The sequence below is a fragment of the uncultured Marinobacter sp. genome (genome assembly GCF_947488835.1).
Classification (GTDB): Bacteria; Pseudomonadota; Gammaproteobacteria; order Pseudomonadales; family Oleiphilaceae; genus Marinobacter.
The window spans coordinates 58,342-72,343 of the sequence record NZ_CANLBK010000002.1 but is presented as its reverse complement, the minus strand read 5'-3'; the positions used below and the strand labels follow the sequence as shown (position 1 = coordinate 72,343).

The following is a 14,002-nucleotide window of genomic DNA, read 5'->3' as shown; positions in this document are numbered from 1 at the left end:
TCATTATACGGATACTTCAGCCACCCGACCTCTCCGATTCGACCCATGTTTTGCGGCTTGCCGGCCATTGCTCACCCATGCTCGTCGGTTTATACCTGCTCTGATATCCATACAGTCTGGCCATCGCCGAAGTAGTTTGCTGTCAGCCTCGGGCTATTTTTACGTTTTGACACAACTCGGGCTCTGAATACGGTCTACTATTGGATGGACACGGAATCAAACGTGCTGATAATCATCAAAAGATCCAGTTCACTCTATGTCGAATATTGCGCCTGACCCTCCTGCAAATGAGCACTCTCAGCTTCGAGTGTCGGGTGAAATTCCAGTCCCGGTTCTGATTAACTGGCTGAGCATTGCAGCAGTGCCATTGCTTGGTTTTTTTGCCTCTCGGTCTGTCGAGCAAGGCGAACACCTCTCGGCTGGCCTGCTCATAGTATTTGCCGTTCTGATGGTCACCAACTTGCTGATTTATACTGCGTTTCGCCATAAAACCTTTCAGCGACGCGCGTTTATTGGCCTGACCACCACCGTGTTTATCTATGTGTCCGTCAGCGCATTAGAGAATGGTTCAGCGATTATCTGGCTTTTTGCCTACCCACCCATCATTTTTTACATCAGCGATGCGCGGTTTGGTATTGGCGCCTGCCTTTTCGGATTTACAGGGGTTATGCTGCTGTTCTTCAGCCCGCTTTCAGACCAATTACTGAATTTGCCCTATAGCACCAGCTTCCGGATTACCATGGTTGTAGCCCTCGGCTTTGAAATGATCACTTGCTACATCCTTGATCGGAGCCGGCGCCGCAGCAAACTTGGTTTGCTGGCACTGGCTCAGGAGTTTGAATACGCCGCCAAGCACGACACGCTCACAGGACTGGCAAACCGCCGAGAGGCTTTGGCGCAACTGGAAGCGGAATACGAGCGTTACCTTCGCACCAGCAGGCCATTTTCCGTGTTGTTGGTGGACATCGACCTGTTCAAGAGCGTAAACGACACTTACGGTCACCATGTAGGTGATGAGCTGATTGTGCTGGTTGCAAGAACATTACATGGAGGGGCCCGAAAACTGGACACCACTGCTCGCTGGGGAGGCGAGGAATATCTGGTATTGCTACCAGAGACCGACGCAGATGGGGCAATGCAGATTGCCAACAGGATTCGTGAAGCAATCGCTGAAAAAGCTGTGATGATGGAACACACAGAAGTGCGTTGCACTGCCAGCATTGGCGTCGCAAGTATCAAGGGGGCGGAGTCTATCGACAAGCTTCTTCAGCGTTCAGACGAAGCCTTATATCGTGCAAAAGCGCTCGGGCGCAACCGTGTTTGCGTTCATCAGTCCCACGAACCAGCCTGATCTTCCCAGCCCTTCCGATAACTCACTGCAGTATCGCCCAGCCCTGCAACGAGCTGCGCTGCCAGCCGCTGCTCAATATCATCAATTGACGCCGAGGCTGCAAAGTCACTGGTTTGGCACATGGCTAAACCTGAATAGCCGCAGGGGTTAATCCTCCGGAACGGCTCCATGTCCATATCCACATTCAGTGCCAGACCGTGGAACGAACAGCCTCGACGAACTCGCAATCCGAGGGAGGCAATTTTTGCATCACCCACGTAGACACCCGGCGCATCCGGCCGAGGCTCTGCGGCAATATCAAGCTCAGCAAGCGTGCGCACTATACCCTGCTCAATAATGTCGACCAGCCCTCTCACGCCTATCTTGCGACGGGTTAACCCAATCATCAGGTAAACCACCAGCTGGCCAGGCCCGTGATAGGTCACCTGTCCACCACGGTCTACCTGGATTACCGGAATATCACCCGGCGCCAGAATGTGTTCCGCCTTGCCGGCCTGGCCCTGGGTGTACACACGGGGGTGCTCCAGGCACCAAAGCTCGTCATTGGCGTCGTCGCCTCTTTCCGCCGTGAAGCTTTTCATGGCTTCCCAGGTTTCCAGATAGGGCTGTTGCCCCAAAGACCTGACAATCAGATCAGGCATGGCGCTTACAACACCATGTGAACGCGGCCGCTGGCCTTGAGATCCTCAAACAAGGCCTTTAGCTGCGGTTCGCCGGTCGCCAGAATATTCAGCCGTACCGAGCAGAACCGGCCTTCCCTGCTGTCTTTTACAGAGACATCTTCTTCCTTGATTCCCGGAGCGTGCTGTTCAACAACCGCTACCACAAACTCTTTGAAATCCGGTGCGGCATCGCCAATCACTTTGATGCCGTAATCACAGGGAAACTCTATTTTTGGCGCTTTCGGCTCGCTCATGCCGCTTTTCTCCCGGGCTCAACTCGCCCTTACTGGAATAACTGAACAAAAAACAATTTGATGGCGTCCCAGATGCGCTTGAACAAACCGCCTTCAGGAACTTCCGTCAGCGCGAGAACTGGTTGGTCTATCAGTACTTCGCCATTAAAGGACACCTTCACACGCCCGAGCTCATCGCCGGCACGAATCGGTGCCTTGATCACGGAATCCAGATCCACGCTGGATTCAAGGCTGTTGCGGGACCCGCGGGGAATGGTCACGTAGGCATCTTCAAGCATGCCCACCGAAAGCTTGTCAGACTGACCGCCCCAAACCTTGGCTTCAATCAGCTCTTGACCAGCGCGGAACAAGCGCTCGCTTTCATAGTAGCGAAACCCGTAGTTCAGCATTTTCTGAATTTCCTGAGACCGCGCCTCAGAACTGCTGGTTCCCATCACTGTCGCAATAAAGCGTGTGTCGTTGCGCTTGGCTGAAGCAACAAGACAGTACCCTGCCTCTTCAGTATGGCCGGTTTTGAGCCCATCGACGCTTTCATCGCGCCACAACAGGCTGTTGCGGTTAGGTTGACGGATATTGTTGTAAGTAAAGTGCTTCTCCGCGTATATCGGGTAGTTCTCCGGGTAATCATTAATGATCGCACGGGCCAGAACAGCCAGATCATAGGCGGTGGAAAAGTGATCGGCGGCGGGCAGGCCGGTAGCATTCTGGAAGTGAGTATCCTTCATGCCCAGTAGCTGAGCTTGCTGGTTCATGATATCCACGAACGCACCCTCACTGCCGGCAACAAACTCCGCCAGTGCTACAGACGCATCGTTGCCCGACTGAATGATTACGCCTTTGAGGAGATCCTCTACGGATACGCTGGTGCCCTCCTTGATAAACGTACGGGAGCCCTCGGTTTTCCATGCGTTAACGCTGATAGGAACCATGTCGGACATGCTGATCCGGCCTTCGTCCAGCTCCCGCTCAACAATGTACGCTGTCATCATTTTGGTCAGGCTGGCCGGCGGTAAGCGCTCGTTACTGTTCTCCTCCATGATGATTCGACCACTTTTCGGATCCATCAGCACGTAGGAACTGCCAGCAATTTGCGGCGGCGAAGGAATCAGTACTGTCTGTGAAGCTGCCTGACCTGATACCGTCAGCATCAGCACAAACGCAAAGATTGCTGAAACAAAAGAGAGTGAGCGAAAAACTGATTTTAATGCCATGGGTCCATTCGTTCGTCGTTAAGTGTGTTTTTTGTGTGATCTGACAATTAGTCAGAATCGGTCAGCACAATTGATTGCGCAAATCCTTCAGCTTCCAAAAGGCTCTGTGTCTTTCGTGCTGTGCCTTCATCCTGAAACGGCCCAACCTGAACCCGGTGAAAGCGCCCTGAGGCTGTGTCCACTGCGCGCACTCGCACAGAGTTACCACCTAAAGAGCTACCGAGCATATCCATGGCGCGGGTCTGTAACTTTTCTGCCGGGTCGCGACTGCTGAAGGAGCCGAGCTGAACAAACAGCCCGCCGCCCTGCCCGTCAAATGCGGTGCCAGCAGCTTGTGTTTGCACTGGACTGCTCCTCTGCTGCCCGTCCAGCGCAAAAGGCTGACCAGCCAGGAACATCCTGCCGTCTGGCTTCACTGTGATGGACGCCACTTCTACGCGTGCCGTTCCACGAGACTGATAACCCAATTTCTTGGCCGCCGCGTAAGACAAATCAATGAGGCGGTCGCCGTGGAACGGCCCCCGATCATTAACCCGGACAATCACAGATTGGCCGTTATCCAGATTGGTCACTTTTGCATAACCCGGAATCCGCAGCGATTTATGGGCGGCGGACATTTCGTACATATCAAAGGTTTCGCCGTTAGACGTTTTGTGGCCATGGAACTTTTCGCCATACCAGCTTGCGGTTCCGCGAGCGACATAGCCGTCATTGCTGTCCATTACTGTGTAGTGCTTGCCCCAAACTGTATAGGGGGATTTGTTCCCCGCCCTGACTGGAGCCTGATATACGGGCACTGCATCTGACAAGCCCGAGGCATCAAAGTTTCCTGTGGGCGCCCGGTCCTGAGTAATCGTGTAACGTGATGAATGATCGGTGCCGTTTGGCGCAGGCGTTGGGGCCGAAGCGCAGCCGGCAAGAGTTACTGCCGCCAAGCCCAACAGCCGTAACCCTGAGCGATAAAATGTCACTGTACAGATGCCCTCTGAAATATGCGCTGCCGAATAAAAGATACAGCGCTCGCGATCATTGTAACGGGTTCGTGGCCCCTATCACCATTACCGGCCTGACATCAGGCCGAGATCATCCTGCGGTGGGTATGTATGGACATCAGAATACCAAACGCTGCCATCAGGGTAACGGTTGATGTTCCGCCATAGGACACAAGCGGCAAAGGGACCCCGACCACTGGTAGTAGACCACTCACCATGCCGACATTGACAAACACGTAGATAAAGAAGGTCATGGTCAACGCTCCCGCCACAAGGCGGCTGAACGAATCCTGAGCGGTAACGGAAATAAAAAGACAGCGCAAAATAATCAGGAAATACACACTGAGCAACAGCAGAATCCCAACAAACCCGAACTCCTCCGCCAGAACTGCCACGATAAAATCCGTGTGGCTTTCCGGAAGAAACTCAAGATGCGACTGGGTGCCCTGAAGCCAGCCTTTGCCGTCAAAACCACCAGAACCAATGGCAGTTTTGGATTGAATGATATTCCAGCCCGCACCCAGCGGATCGCTCTGAGGGTCCAGCAGCGTTAGCACTCGCTGTTTCTGGTATTCGCGCATCCCGAAAAACCACATTACCGGCGCGGCCACAGACACCATTGCCATAAATGCGCCTATGAGTTTCCAGCTCATGCCAGCAAAAAACACCACAAACAGTCCAGCCATGCCCACAAGAAGCGAGGTCCCGAGATCAGGTTGCCTCACTATCAGAAGCATCGGAAGAAGCACTATTGCCAGACCGACACCAATGCGTGACAACCTCGGCGGCAAGAAATGGCGCGAGAGGTACCAGGCTGCCATTATCGGGACAACCAGCTTCATCAGTTCCGATGGTTGAAACCGTGGCAAACCCGGCAATGCCAACCAGCGCTGCGCACCTTTGGCACCAACGCCCACAAATAGCACAGCAACCAGGCCCGCGAGCCCGAGAATATAGAGCCAGGGCGCCCAACGCCGGAAAACAGAAGGATCAAGCTGAGCGAAAACCAGCATCACTACAAATGCGATGGCAAAGCGCACGCCCTGTGCTTTAACAACATCCAGGTTCCGATCAGCTCCGCTATACAGCACGAAAAGGCCACTGGAAATCAGGGCAATGAGCAGGAAGAGAAGAATCGGGTCCAGATGCAGGGCAGACCACAGGCCTTTTGGGCGGCCAAGAGGATTGCTGGCTGTTGAGCTGAACACTTCCCGGGGGGCCATCAAGGTGCCTCACTTTGCGAATCGGTTTTGCTGATGAGGGAACCTGCAGCGGCAGAAAACTCCAGTATCCAGGCATCGAACAGAGCTCGGGCCACAGGGGCTGCGGTGCTACTGCCACCCCCGCCGTTTTCAACAATCACAGCAACCGCAATCTGTGGTTTTTTAACCGGCGCAAAACCAACAAACAGAGCATGGTCGCGCAATCGTTCCCGCACTTCCTCTGCGTCGTACTCTTCATCTTCTGCAAGGCTGAATACTTGGGCGGTACCGGTTTTTCCGGCCATGCGGTAAGGAGCTCCGCGGCCTGCAGCACGGGCGGTGCCCCTCACTCCATGCATCACTTCGGCCATGGAGTCGGCTATGAATTCCCAGTCACTCGGGTTTTTGAGTTTTAACGGCTCGTGGGTTTCGGAAGGCAAAAACTCGTCTGCGGAACGGTCACCCTGGATATCTTTCAGCAACCTTGGCTCTACCCACTCGCCACGGTTGGCAATCAGCGCAGTGGCGGTGGCCAACTGCAGTGGGGTAGACAACATAAAGCCCTGCCCTATACCTAGATTGACAGTGTCTCCCGGATACCAAGGCTCATTGCGTGTGCCTCTTTTCCAGTCCGGGGAAGGCAAAATGCCGCTTAAAGCGCCGGACACATCCAGAGTCGCATCCTCGCCAAAGCCGAAACGAGCCAAATAATCGACCATGGTGTCCACACCCATTTCGATAGCTGCTTCATAAAAATAGACGTCACAGGACTGCGCCATTGCATAGGTCAGATCAACCCAGCCGTGGCCGCCCCGCTTCCAGTCACGCCAACGGCGACCTGCCGAATTGATTTGAAAGTGCCCCGGGTCCCAAATGGTGTGATCCCTTGTGACCGCCCCACTATCCAGAGCCGCAATCGCCAGCATGGGTTTGAGCGTAGATCCTGGAGGGTATTGCCCTCGTAAAGCTCGGTTAAACAAGGGCTTGTCTTTGCTCTCACTCAGCTCTCGATAGTCTGCCACACTGATTCCAGTTACAAACTGGTTGGCATCAAAGCCCGGTACGCTGGCAAGCGCCAATATCCCCCCTGTTGCAGGTTCGATGGCGACGATAGCCCCCCGGCGACCGTCAAGGAGCTCATGCGCCCGTTCCTGCAATCGCAAATCCAGGTGCAGCTTCAGATCCTCACCGGGCACAGGGTTTTCGTGCTCAAGAACTCTGAGGGTACGGCCTCGGGCGTTGGTTTCTACATGTTGGTAGCCAACTTTTCCGTGCAGCAACTCTTCATAAAACCTCTCTACACCAGACTTGCCAATGTAGTTGGTGCCAGCATAATTAACCGGGTCTATCCGCTGCAATTCGTCACGGTTGATTCGTCCGACAAACCCCAGCGCATGGGCCGTCAGTTCACTATGGGGGTAATATCGAACCAGTTCGGCCTCAACCTCTACGCCCGGCAGCTCGTGCCGGTGTACCGCCAGACGAGCAATCTCATGTTCGGTCAGGTCGTAGCGCAACGGAATCTCCTGAAACGGGCGGCGGGGCTCGCGTAAGCGGCGTTGAAACCGTTCCAGATCCTCATCGGATATATCAAGAATACTGACAAGCTGTTCAAGCGCAGCACCTGTATCGCCAACACGTTCCGGCACGACAGTTACACTGAAGACGGGGCGATTTTCCGCCAGCAAAACCTGGTTACGATCGTATACAAGACCGCGGGGGGGCGGCACAGACTGGACCTGTACACGGTTTTTATCAGAGAGGGTGGTGTAAATATCATGCTCGACAATCTGGAGCTGATACATACGGGCGACAAGCACTGACAAAAGGAGGAATACCAATACCAGCATAACAGTGACACGACGCTGGAACAGTCTGCGCTCGGCGGCAGTATCCTTGAATTCACCCCACGGCATGGATGTTTCCTAAGCCCGGTGGTACGGGTGGTTACGGGTAATCGACCAGGCTCTATATAACTGTTCTGCCAACAGAATCCGAACAAGAGGGTGAGGTAAAGTGAGAGGGGAAAGCGACCACTGCTGATCTGCGCGCTGACGGCAAGGCTCGGCCAAACCATCAGGCCCACCAACAAGAAAGCTCACATCCCTTCCGTCTTGCTGCCAGCTTTCCAACTGACTGGCCAGCTTTTCGGTAGACCAGGCACGCCCTGTCACCTCCAGCGCAACCACTCTGTCTTTAGGACCGGTAGCTGCCAGTATCGCGTCGCTTTCACGCTGCATCAGCCGGGGAATATCGGGGTTTTTGCCGCGATGAGGCATGGCAATTTCTACCAGCTCAAGAGGCATTTCCGGAGGCATACGACGAGCGTAGTCGTCGTAGCCCTTACTGACCCAGCCGGGCATCTTTTGCCCCACACAGATCAGGCGCAGTCGCATGATTACTCGCTGCCCTCAGCCTCGACATCCGGCGCGTCACGCCAAAAGCGTTCCAGATCATAAAATTCACGGGTGGCGGGGAGCATCAGGTGTACAACCACGTCGCCCATATCCACCAGAATCCAGTCGCTGCCGCCACCGCCTTCCACGCTATTGACTCGAACGCCCTTCTCTTTGGCGTCAAGGACGACCGAATCCGCAAGGGATTTAACGTGACGATTGGATGTTCCGGATGCCAAAACCATAAAATCGGTAACGCTGGTACGGTCCCGCACATCAACAACGCTGATGTCTTTTGCTTTCACATCTTCAAGTGCATTCACTATCAGATCTTTGAGTTGCTCTGCGTGCATAATTACCCTGTTGTCCGGGTGCCGGCCGGAATGGCCACCCGAAAAGTCATTTTCGATCGCGATTGTAGCACTAAAAGTTCTTTGCGGGGCATGCCCCGTAAAGCCCCATACGTTGAATCTCCGCCAAGACTGCATCCGGAGCCAGATAACGGGGTGACAGGCCACGGCCAATCCGGTCACGGATGCCGGTTGCTGAAATATCCAGCCAGGGCGGATTCAGGTTAAGAATCTTCCCGGAGGCACTGCGGTATAGAACTTCCGCGTTACCAACACTGCGCTCTTCCAGCAACCTGGCCGGCTCACCTTTCGGGTCCAACACTATGCCCGGGCGCTGCACAACAATAATGTGAGCCAACTCAGGAATTTCCCGCCAGTCATTCCAGCGATCAAGGCCGGCAAAGGCATCGGTACCTACAACCATAGCCAGCGGCACCTTGGCACCCAACTCTTTGCGCAGTTGGCGCAAGGTATCCGCTGTGAAGGAAGCGCCTCCCCGGCGCAGTTCTCGATCGTCAACGCTTAAGCGCGGTTCACCGGCAATCGCCAACTCAAGCAGGCGCAGCCTTTGCTCGGCTGTTGCGCCAGTATCACCCTTATGCGGTGGAATATGGCAAGGCATCAAGCTTACAGGCACGCCTCGAAGCCGCTCGCCAACCTCCAGCGCAAGGCGCAAATGCCCATGATGTATCGGGTCGAAGGTTCCACCATAAATTACATGCATCTGCATCAGGCCCGAATGTGCCCATCGCCGAACACCACGTATTTTTGCGAGGTCAACCCTTCAAGTCCAACCGGCCCACGGGCGTGTATCTTGTCGGTGGAGATGCCAATCTCAGCGCCAAGGCCATACTCAAAGCCATCCGCAAAACGGGTGGAAGCATTGACCATCACAGAACTTGAATCCACCTCGGTGATAAAGCGCCGGGCACGGGTGTAGTTCTCTGTAATGATACTGTCAGTATGCTGCGAGCTGTATCGGTTGATATGCGCAATGGCGCCATCCAACCCGTCCACTACACGAATGGCCAGAACGGGCGCCAGATATTCCTCTTCCCAATCTGCCTCTGTGGCCGCGTTTATATCCGGAAGAATTTCCCGGGTCTGCTGACATCCCCGCAGCTCCACACCCTTTTCAGTAAAAGCAGAGCTCAACAGTGGCAGCATATCGGCGGCAATTTCCTTGTCCACCAGCAGGGTTTCCATTGTATTGCATGTGCCGTAGCGGTGGGTTTTCGCATTTACTGCTACATTCAGAGCTTTCTCTGGGTCTGCATGGCTGTCGATATACACATGGCAAACGCCATCAAGATGCTTGATAACGGGCACCCGCGCGTCCCGGCTGATGCGTTCAATCAGTCCCTTACCGCCCCTGGGCACAATCACATCCACATAGTCCGGCATGGTAATCAGCTCACCAACCGCCGCTCGATCTGTCGTTTTGACAACCTGAACAGCTGTTTCCGGCAAGCCTGCATCTGCGAGTCCCCGGGCCAAACACAAGGCAATGGCCTGGTTGGAATGGATAGATTCGGAACCACCGCGCAAAATCGTGGCGTTGCCAGACTTCAGGCATAAGCTGGCAGCCTCAACCGTCACATTGGGCCGGGATTCGTAGATAATGCCGATAACACCCAAGGGCACACGCATCTTGCCCACTTGAATGCCAGATGGGCGATAGGTCATATCGGTAATTGCACCGATGGGGTCAGGCAAGGAAGCAACTTGCCGCAGACCTTCAATCATGGCATCCACCCGCGCAGGCGTAAGTTCCAGCCTGTCCAACATAGCAGCGTCCAGACCACTTTCTTTCCCGGCACCAAGGTCACGAGCATTTGCCTCAGCCAGCTCACTGCGCGCCGCATCCAGCGCCTCCGCCGTTGCCAGAAGCGCCCGGTTTCGCACTTCAGTGGTAGACCGGGCGACGAGTGTCGCCGCTGCCCGGGCTTGCTGCCCGACTTCGGTCATATAAGCTGCAATATCCATCCCTTTACCCTATGTATTTTTGCCAGAATTCAGTAAATAGAGGTTAACTTTACCTTTCCCGTTTCAAGTACGCACCCCAAACAGATATTATACCGTTGCGGTACAACGGGAACCCCGAAAAAGGACGAATACCATGGCCCAGACGGCCGATAAGTTTTTGCTGAACCGGTTATCACGCGCCAGCCTCGCCGTTTTTGTGGCAATTGCTGTTTTGTGCGCCTTACTGGGCGAGCCGCTTACCGCGGCAAGCGCCGCAGCTGCGGCCGGCGTTATTATCAGCGGGCGCAGCTTTCACCCCGGCCGAGGCACCACTCCATGGCCAATGGTTCAAAGGCTGTTTTTTGTAGCGCTTATCCTCCTGTTGATGAGCAGCTTCTGGACAGGCCCCTGGGCTCTCAGTCACTGGCTCTACGGACTCCCGCTGGCTGTGTTTGCCCTGATGCCCCGCAGCATCGCAGCGCCCACAACCATTGTAATAGTAGCTCTTGCGGTGACCGCAGCCCACTGGGCAGAAGGCATAGCTGACCGACATCAGATGATCAGCGCCCTCCTGCTAACGGTGCTGCTTTCTGCGGTACTCATATTTTTGCGCGAGTATAAAACCCGCCAACTAGCCCCACTGAGGCGCACAGATGAGCTAACTCAAGCCGCCAGCCGTGAATATCTTTCTGCCGATCTGCACAAGGAAATCCAGCGCAGCGAGCGCGAGGGTACGGATATGTCCGTCATTATGATCGGCCTGGATGCCCACGCCAGCGACAACGACCCTGACGAAGATATCCGGTCAATTCTCCCGAGAATTGGCCGCTTTCTGCACTCTCAACTGCGGGATTTTGATACCTACTACCGGGCCGCAGACCTGCAGTTTCTGGTGATACTACCCGGCATAGCCACTCAAGAGGCCATCCTGCGGGCGGAGTCGATCCGCAAGGGGCTGGGAGCACTGCTGGAAACCCACGGTATGAATCTGACCGTCAGTACCGGCATCGCCGGGCTGAACATTGGTGACAACGCCGACAGCCTCCAGCAGAGCGCCGCAAATGCCCTGCGCCGGGCGCAGCAACAGGGCGGCAACCGGACGCAGGCATACAGCACACGGTCACCAACTACACCCCCAACCCAGCCTCGTGCGGAGGGATCTGCGCCATGACCGAAACCCGGCTGAGAACCTGGACTCACAGTATTGGCTATGGCATTGCCACCGTGTTTATATTTACTCTGGCTCTGCAAAACCTTCAATACGGCTTCTACGAGCTATTCTACCTTGCCGCTGGCATGGCCGCCCTGACTCTTGGCGGCATGGCCTACACACTCATGAGTCGCCGGCGCCAACTCTCGGCACCAGGCCACCTGATTATTCTCGCAAGCCTGAACAGCGGCCTCTTGGCGGCGATGGTTACAATCGGCAGCACCAGTATTACCCACTGGGCCATGCCGTTGTTGCTGCTTAATCTGCTCATACTGCCCCTTCGCCACGCCCTGATGCTTTCTTTGCTTCTGCTTATCCCCATGTCGATCCAGTTGTTTATAAAGCAGCCGGCAGCCGATGCGATTATTGCTATCAGCGGCTTATTCATTGTCCTGACGGTTGCTGCACTTTATATATGGCAGTATGACCACATGGCGCAATCTGCAGAAGATCTTGCCATTACTGATCCTGTTACCGGCGCTCACAATGCCCGTTTTCTTGACGAAACCCTGCAGAAAGAAATCAGCCGGGCCATTGCCACCGGTCACAGCCTCTCAGTAATAAACCTGACCATCGATTACGCCGACGAAGCCTCTAAACTCTATGGCGAGCCAGGCATGCAAGCGCTGTTTTACAACATGACCCAACATCTTTTTGGTGTAATTCGTGCTGGCGACACTCTGTATACATTGAACGATTCCGAGTTTTTCCTGATCCTGCCTTTCACGCCTGAAGAAGGTGTACGCGTAATTGCAGAACGTATCCGGAGGACAATTTCCGAAAGCGAATGGCCTGTGACGGGCAAGGCTACAGTGAGCCTCGGCTGCACGACCCGCGGGAGCAGCGATACCCGCACCGACACTCTCCGAAAACGTGCCCATCAAGCCATGCTTGAAGCGCGCAAGCGCGGAGCTGATACGGCCTGGTTCAGCCCGGGAGAGACGCTCCGCACATGAGCAGCGCCTGGCTTTCAGATCTGACTGCGTGGCTGAGCGCCAACCCTGGCTGGGTATCTCTGGCTTTATTCAGCACCGCATTTATTGAATCCTTGGCGATTGCCGGCATTCTTGTGCCCGGCGTTGCCTTCCTGTTCACCCTTTCGGTTATGGCTGCTCAAATAGACATGCCCCTTATGACCGTATTGGTTTGGGCGTGGCTGGGTGCAGTCAGCGGCGACACTGTAAGTTTTGCAATTGGCAGGCTGTTTCAGGGACGTCTGGCAAGTGTATGGCCATTAAACCATTACCCGGAACACATCAGAAAAGCAGAAACCTTCTTCCTGCTACATGGCGGAAAGAGCGTTATTATCGGGCGTTTTGTGGGGCCGTTGCGCCCCATAATCCCCTTGGTTGCGGGCGCGCTGCTGATGCCTTGGCGCCGCTTTCTGGCCTTCAACATTGGCTCAGCCATTGGTTGGGCGCCGGCCTATATTTTGCCGGGTTTTCTGGTGGGCGGCGCACTGGCCAGCGAACTTCAGCCACCAGCGCACGTGTATTTGGTTACCGGCATCAGCCTGGCAACTCTAGCTGTCATCTATCTGGTTATCTTCCGCTTTCAGCTGGGCCTTGGCGACAACAGCCGCCTCTACTTGTGGCTTCAGCGAAAGATGGCTCAGTACGAAACAACGCATCGTTTTTGGCGCCTCTATTCCAACGAACGCCCAGCAAAAGAGAGCGAGTTTCCACTTGCTTCACTGATGCTTGCTTTTGGCGCTCTTGCCCTGTTCATTCTCTGGGGCCAGCTCGCAACGATGACCGACGTGATCACGCCGTTCGATCAACTGGTGATGCACTGGTTCAGTGATTTTCGCCAACCACTGCTGGATGCGCCAGTCATTGCAGCCACACTACTTGGTGACCCTACTGTTCTTATCGCCGCCGCCGTCCTGGCGTGCGTTGCATTGGCGTTCAGGGGCCACTATGCAGCGTCTGTGCATGTTTTTTCAGCCGCAATCCTGACAATTTTTCTGGTATGGGGCCTTAAATACGCCATTGGCTCTGTGCGTCCGGATCAGGTTATGAACCCGCCTTCATCAGGCTCTTTTCCCAGCGGCCACACGACAGGCATCACAGTGCTTTTCACTATGCTGGCCAGCTTCATAGCGGCAGAAACACACACCCGGAAGCGCTGGCAAACCTACATACTATTCTCACTACCGTTGATACCTGTCGCCATCAGCCGGCTTTACCTGGGCGTACACTGGTTCAGCGATATAGTAGGGGGTCTGTTACTCGGGTTGGCGATCACTGGCGCAATAAGGGCCAGCTTCAGCCGGTTCGACAGGGTGCCTATTGCCCTGGACGTAACGAGCGTATCGGCAGCACTGGCATGGCTGTTGTTTTGCGGGGGCTACATCTGGCTCAAATGGACTGAAACCATACAGCATTATGCCCCAGCACTTTGATGCGC

Annotated in this window: 14 protein-coding genes; 4 read left to right on the top strand and 10 right to left on the bottom strand. The window is 54.9% G+C overall.

Translation table 11 applies throughout. The features are described from left to right. The first annotated feature begins 256 nt into the window (after positions 1-256). Positions 257-1,351, top strand: a complete 1,095-nt coding sequence (locus Q0824_RS09305; RefSeq protein ID WP_298449732.1) for a GGDEF domain-containing protein — start codon at positions 257-259, stop codon at positions 1,349-1,351. On the opposite strand, the gene lipB is transcribed toward Q0824_RS09305, so the two are convergent. From lipB to Q0824_RS09255, 10 genes are all read right to left on the bottom strand, one after another. Continuing rightward, a complete protein-coding gene (gene lipB, locus Q0824_RS09300; protein WP_298449730.1) occupies positions 1,330-1,992 on the bottom strand; it encodes a lipoyl(octanoyl) transferase LipB in 663 nt (220 codons plus the stop codon). The genes Q0824_RS09305 and lipB overlap by 22 nt on opposite strands. Positions 1,993-1,997: 5 nt before the next feature. Then, the gene (locus Q0824_RS09295) at positions 1,998-2,267 is read right to left on the bottom strand and encodes a DUF493 domain-containing protein (protein WP_298449728.1); all 270 of its coding nucleotides are present in this window, start codon (positions 2,265-2,267) and stop codon (positions 1,998-2,000) included. Positions 2,268-2,296: 29 nt separating this feature from the next. Further along, positions 2,297-3,478: a D-alanyl-D-alanine carboxypeptidase family protein gene (locus tag Q0824_RS09290; RefSeq protein WP_298449725.1), complete on the bottom strand. Its 1,182-nt coding sequence runs from the start codon at positions 3,476-3,478 to the stop codon at positions 2,297-2,299. A gap of 47 nt (positions 3,479-3,525) precedes the next feature. Beyond that, positions 3,526-4,449: a septal ring lytic transglycosylase RlpA family protein gene (locus Q0824_RS09285; protein ID WP_298449723.1), complete on the bottom strand. Its 924-nt coding sequence runs from the start codon at positions 4,447-4,449 to the stop codon at positions 3,526-3,528. A gap of 101 nt (positions 4,450-4,550) precedes the next feature. After that, complete coding sequence (rodA, locus tag Q0824_RS09280; protein ID WP_298449721.1) at positions 4,551-5,693, bottom strand: rod shape-determining protein RodA; 1,143 nt, start codon at positions 5,691-5,693, stop codon at positions 4,551-4,553. Further along, positions 5,693-7,588, bottom strand: a complete 1,896-nt coding sequence (gene mrdA, locus Q0824_RS09275) for a penicillin-binding protein 2 (RefSeq protein WP_298449719.1) — start codon at positions 7,586-7,588, stop codon at positions 5,693-5,695. Before mrdA ends, rodA begins: the two co-directional genes overlap by 1 nt. Before the next feature lie 9 nt (positions 7,589-7,597). Beyond that, the gene (rlmH, locus tag Q0824_RS09270) at positions 7,598-8,068 is read right to left on the bottom strand and encodes a 23S rRNA (pseudouridine(1915)-N(3))-methyltransferase RlmH (protein ID WP_298449717.1); all 471 of its coding nucleotides are present in this window, start codon (positions 8,066-8,068) and stop codon (positions 7,598-7,600) included. Positions 8,069-8,070: 2 nt separating this feature from the next. Further along, positions 8,071-8,421 carry a ribosome silencing factor gene (rsfS, locus tag Q0824_RS09265; RefSeq protein WP_298449715.1) on the bottom strand — a complete coding sequence of 117 codons (351 nt, stop codon included), beginning with the start codon at positions 8,419-8,421 and terminating at the stop codon, positions 8,071-8,073. 70 nt (positions 8,422-8,491) lie between these two features. After that, on the bottom strand, positions 8,492-9,142 hold the full coding sequence (gene nadD, locus Q0824_RS09260) for a nicotinate-nucleotide adenylyltransferase (RefSeq protein ID WP_298449713.1): 651 nt from the start codon (positions 9,140-9,142) through the stop codon (positions 8,492-8,494). A gap of 5 nt (positions 9,143-9,147) precedes the next feature. Further along, entirely contained in the window at positions 9,148-10,404 is a 1,257-nt protein-coding gene (locus tag Q0824_RS09255; protein ID WP_298449711.1) for a glutamate-5-semialdehyde dehydrogenase, read from the bottom strand. A gap of 133 nt (positions 10,405-10,537) precedes the next feature. Here Q0824_RS09255 and Q0824_RS09250 point away from each other — a divergent pair, with 133 nt between their 5' ends. From Q0824_RS09250 to Q0824_RS09240, 3 genes are read left to right on the top strand one after another with little or no spacing between them, the layout of a single operon-like run. Next, complete coding sequence (locus Q0824_RS09250; RefSeq protein WP_298449709.1) at positions 10,538-11,554, top strand: diguanylate cyclase; 1,017 nt, start codon at positions 10,538-10,540, stop codon at positions 11,552-11,554. Then, positions 11,551-12,549 (top strand): GGDEF domain-containing protein, encoded by a 999-nt coding sequence (locus Q0824_RS09245; RefSeq protein WP_298449706.1) that lies wholly within the window; start codon positions 11,551-11,553, stop codon positions 12,547-12,549. Before Q0824_RS09250 ends, Q0824_RS09245 begins: the two co-directional genes overlap by 4 nt. Continuing rightward, positions 12,546-13,997: a bifunctional DedA family/phosphatase PAP2 family protein gene (locus Q0824_RS09240; protein ID WP_298449704.1), complete on the top strand. Its 1,452-nt coding sequence runs from the start codon at positions 12,546-12,548 to the stop codon at positions 13,995-13,997. The genes Q0824_RS09245 and Q0824_RS09240 overlap by 4 nt, the downstream gene beginning before the upstream one ends. The last annotated feature ends 5 nt before the right edge of the window (positions 13,998-14,002 follow it).

What these genes read in the sequence shown, in the direction of transcription:
- Q0824_RS09305 (WP_298449732.1), top strand. Translation starts at nt 257, where the DNA reads ATGTCGAATATTGCGCCTGACCCTCCTGCAAATGAGCACTCTCAGCTT.
- lipB (WP_298449730.1), bottom strand. Translation starts at nt 1,992, where the DNA reads ATGCCTGATCTGATTGTCAGGTCTTTGGGGCAACAGCCCTATCTGGAA.
- Q0824_RS09295 (WP_298449728.1), bottom strand. Translation starts at nt 2,267, where the DNA reads ATGAGCGAGCCGAAAGCGCCAAAAATAGAGTTTCCCTGTGATTACGGC.
- Q0824_RS09290 (WP_298449725.1), bottom strand. Translation starts at nt 3,478, where the DNA reads ATGGCATTAAAATCAGTTTTTCGCTCACTCTCTTTTGTTTCAGCAATC.
- rodA (WP_298449721.1), bottom strand. Translation starts at nt 5,693, where the DNA reads ATGGCCCCCCGGGAAGTGTTCAGCTCAACAGCCAGCAATCCTCTTGGC.
- mrdA (WP_298449719.1), bottom strand. Translation starts at nt 7,588, where the DNA reads ATGCCGTGGGGTGAATTCAAGGATACTGCCGCCGAGCGCAGACTGTTC.
- rlmH (WP_298449717.1), bottom strand. Translation starts at nt 8,068, where the DNA reads ATGCGACTGCGCCTGATCTGTGTGGGGCAAAAGATGCCCGGCTGGGTC.
- rsfS (WP_298449715.1), bottom strand. Translation starts at nt 8,421, where the DNA reads ATGCACGCAGAGCAACTCAAAGATCTGATAGTGAATGCACTTGAAGAT.
- nadD (WP_298449713.1), bottom strand. Translation starts at nt 9,142, where the DNA reads ATGCATGTAATTTATGGTGGAACCTTCGACCCGATACATCATGGGCAT.
- Q0824_RS09255 (WP_298449711.1), bottom strand. Translation starts at nt 10,404, where the DNA reads ATGGATATTGCAGCTTATATGACCGAAGTCGGGCAGCAAGCCCGGGCA.
- Q0824_RS09250 (WP_298449709.1), top strand. Translation starts at nt 10,538, where the DNA reads ATGGCCCAGACGGCCGATAAGTTTTTGCTGAACCGGTTATCACGCGCC.
- Q0824_RS09245 (WP_298449706.1), top strand. Translation starts at nt 11,551, where the DNA reads ATGACCGAAACCCGGCTGAGAACCTGGACTCACAGTATTGGCTATGGC.
- Q0824_RS09240 (WP_298449704.1), top strand. Translation starts at nt 12,546, where the DNA reads ATGAGCAGCGCCTGGCTTTCAGATCTGACTGCGTGGCTGAGCGCCAAC.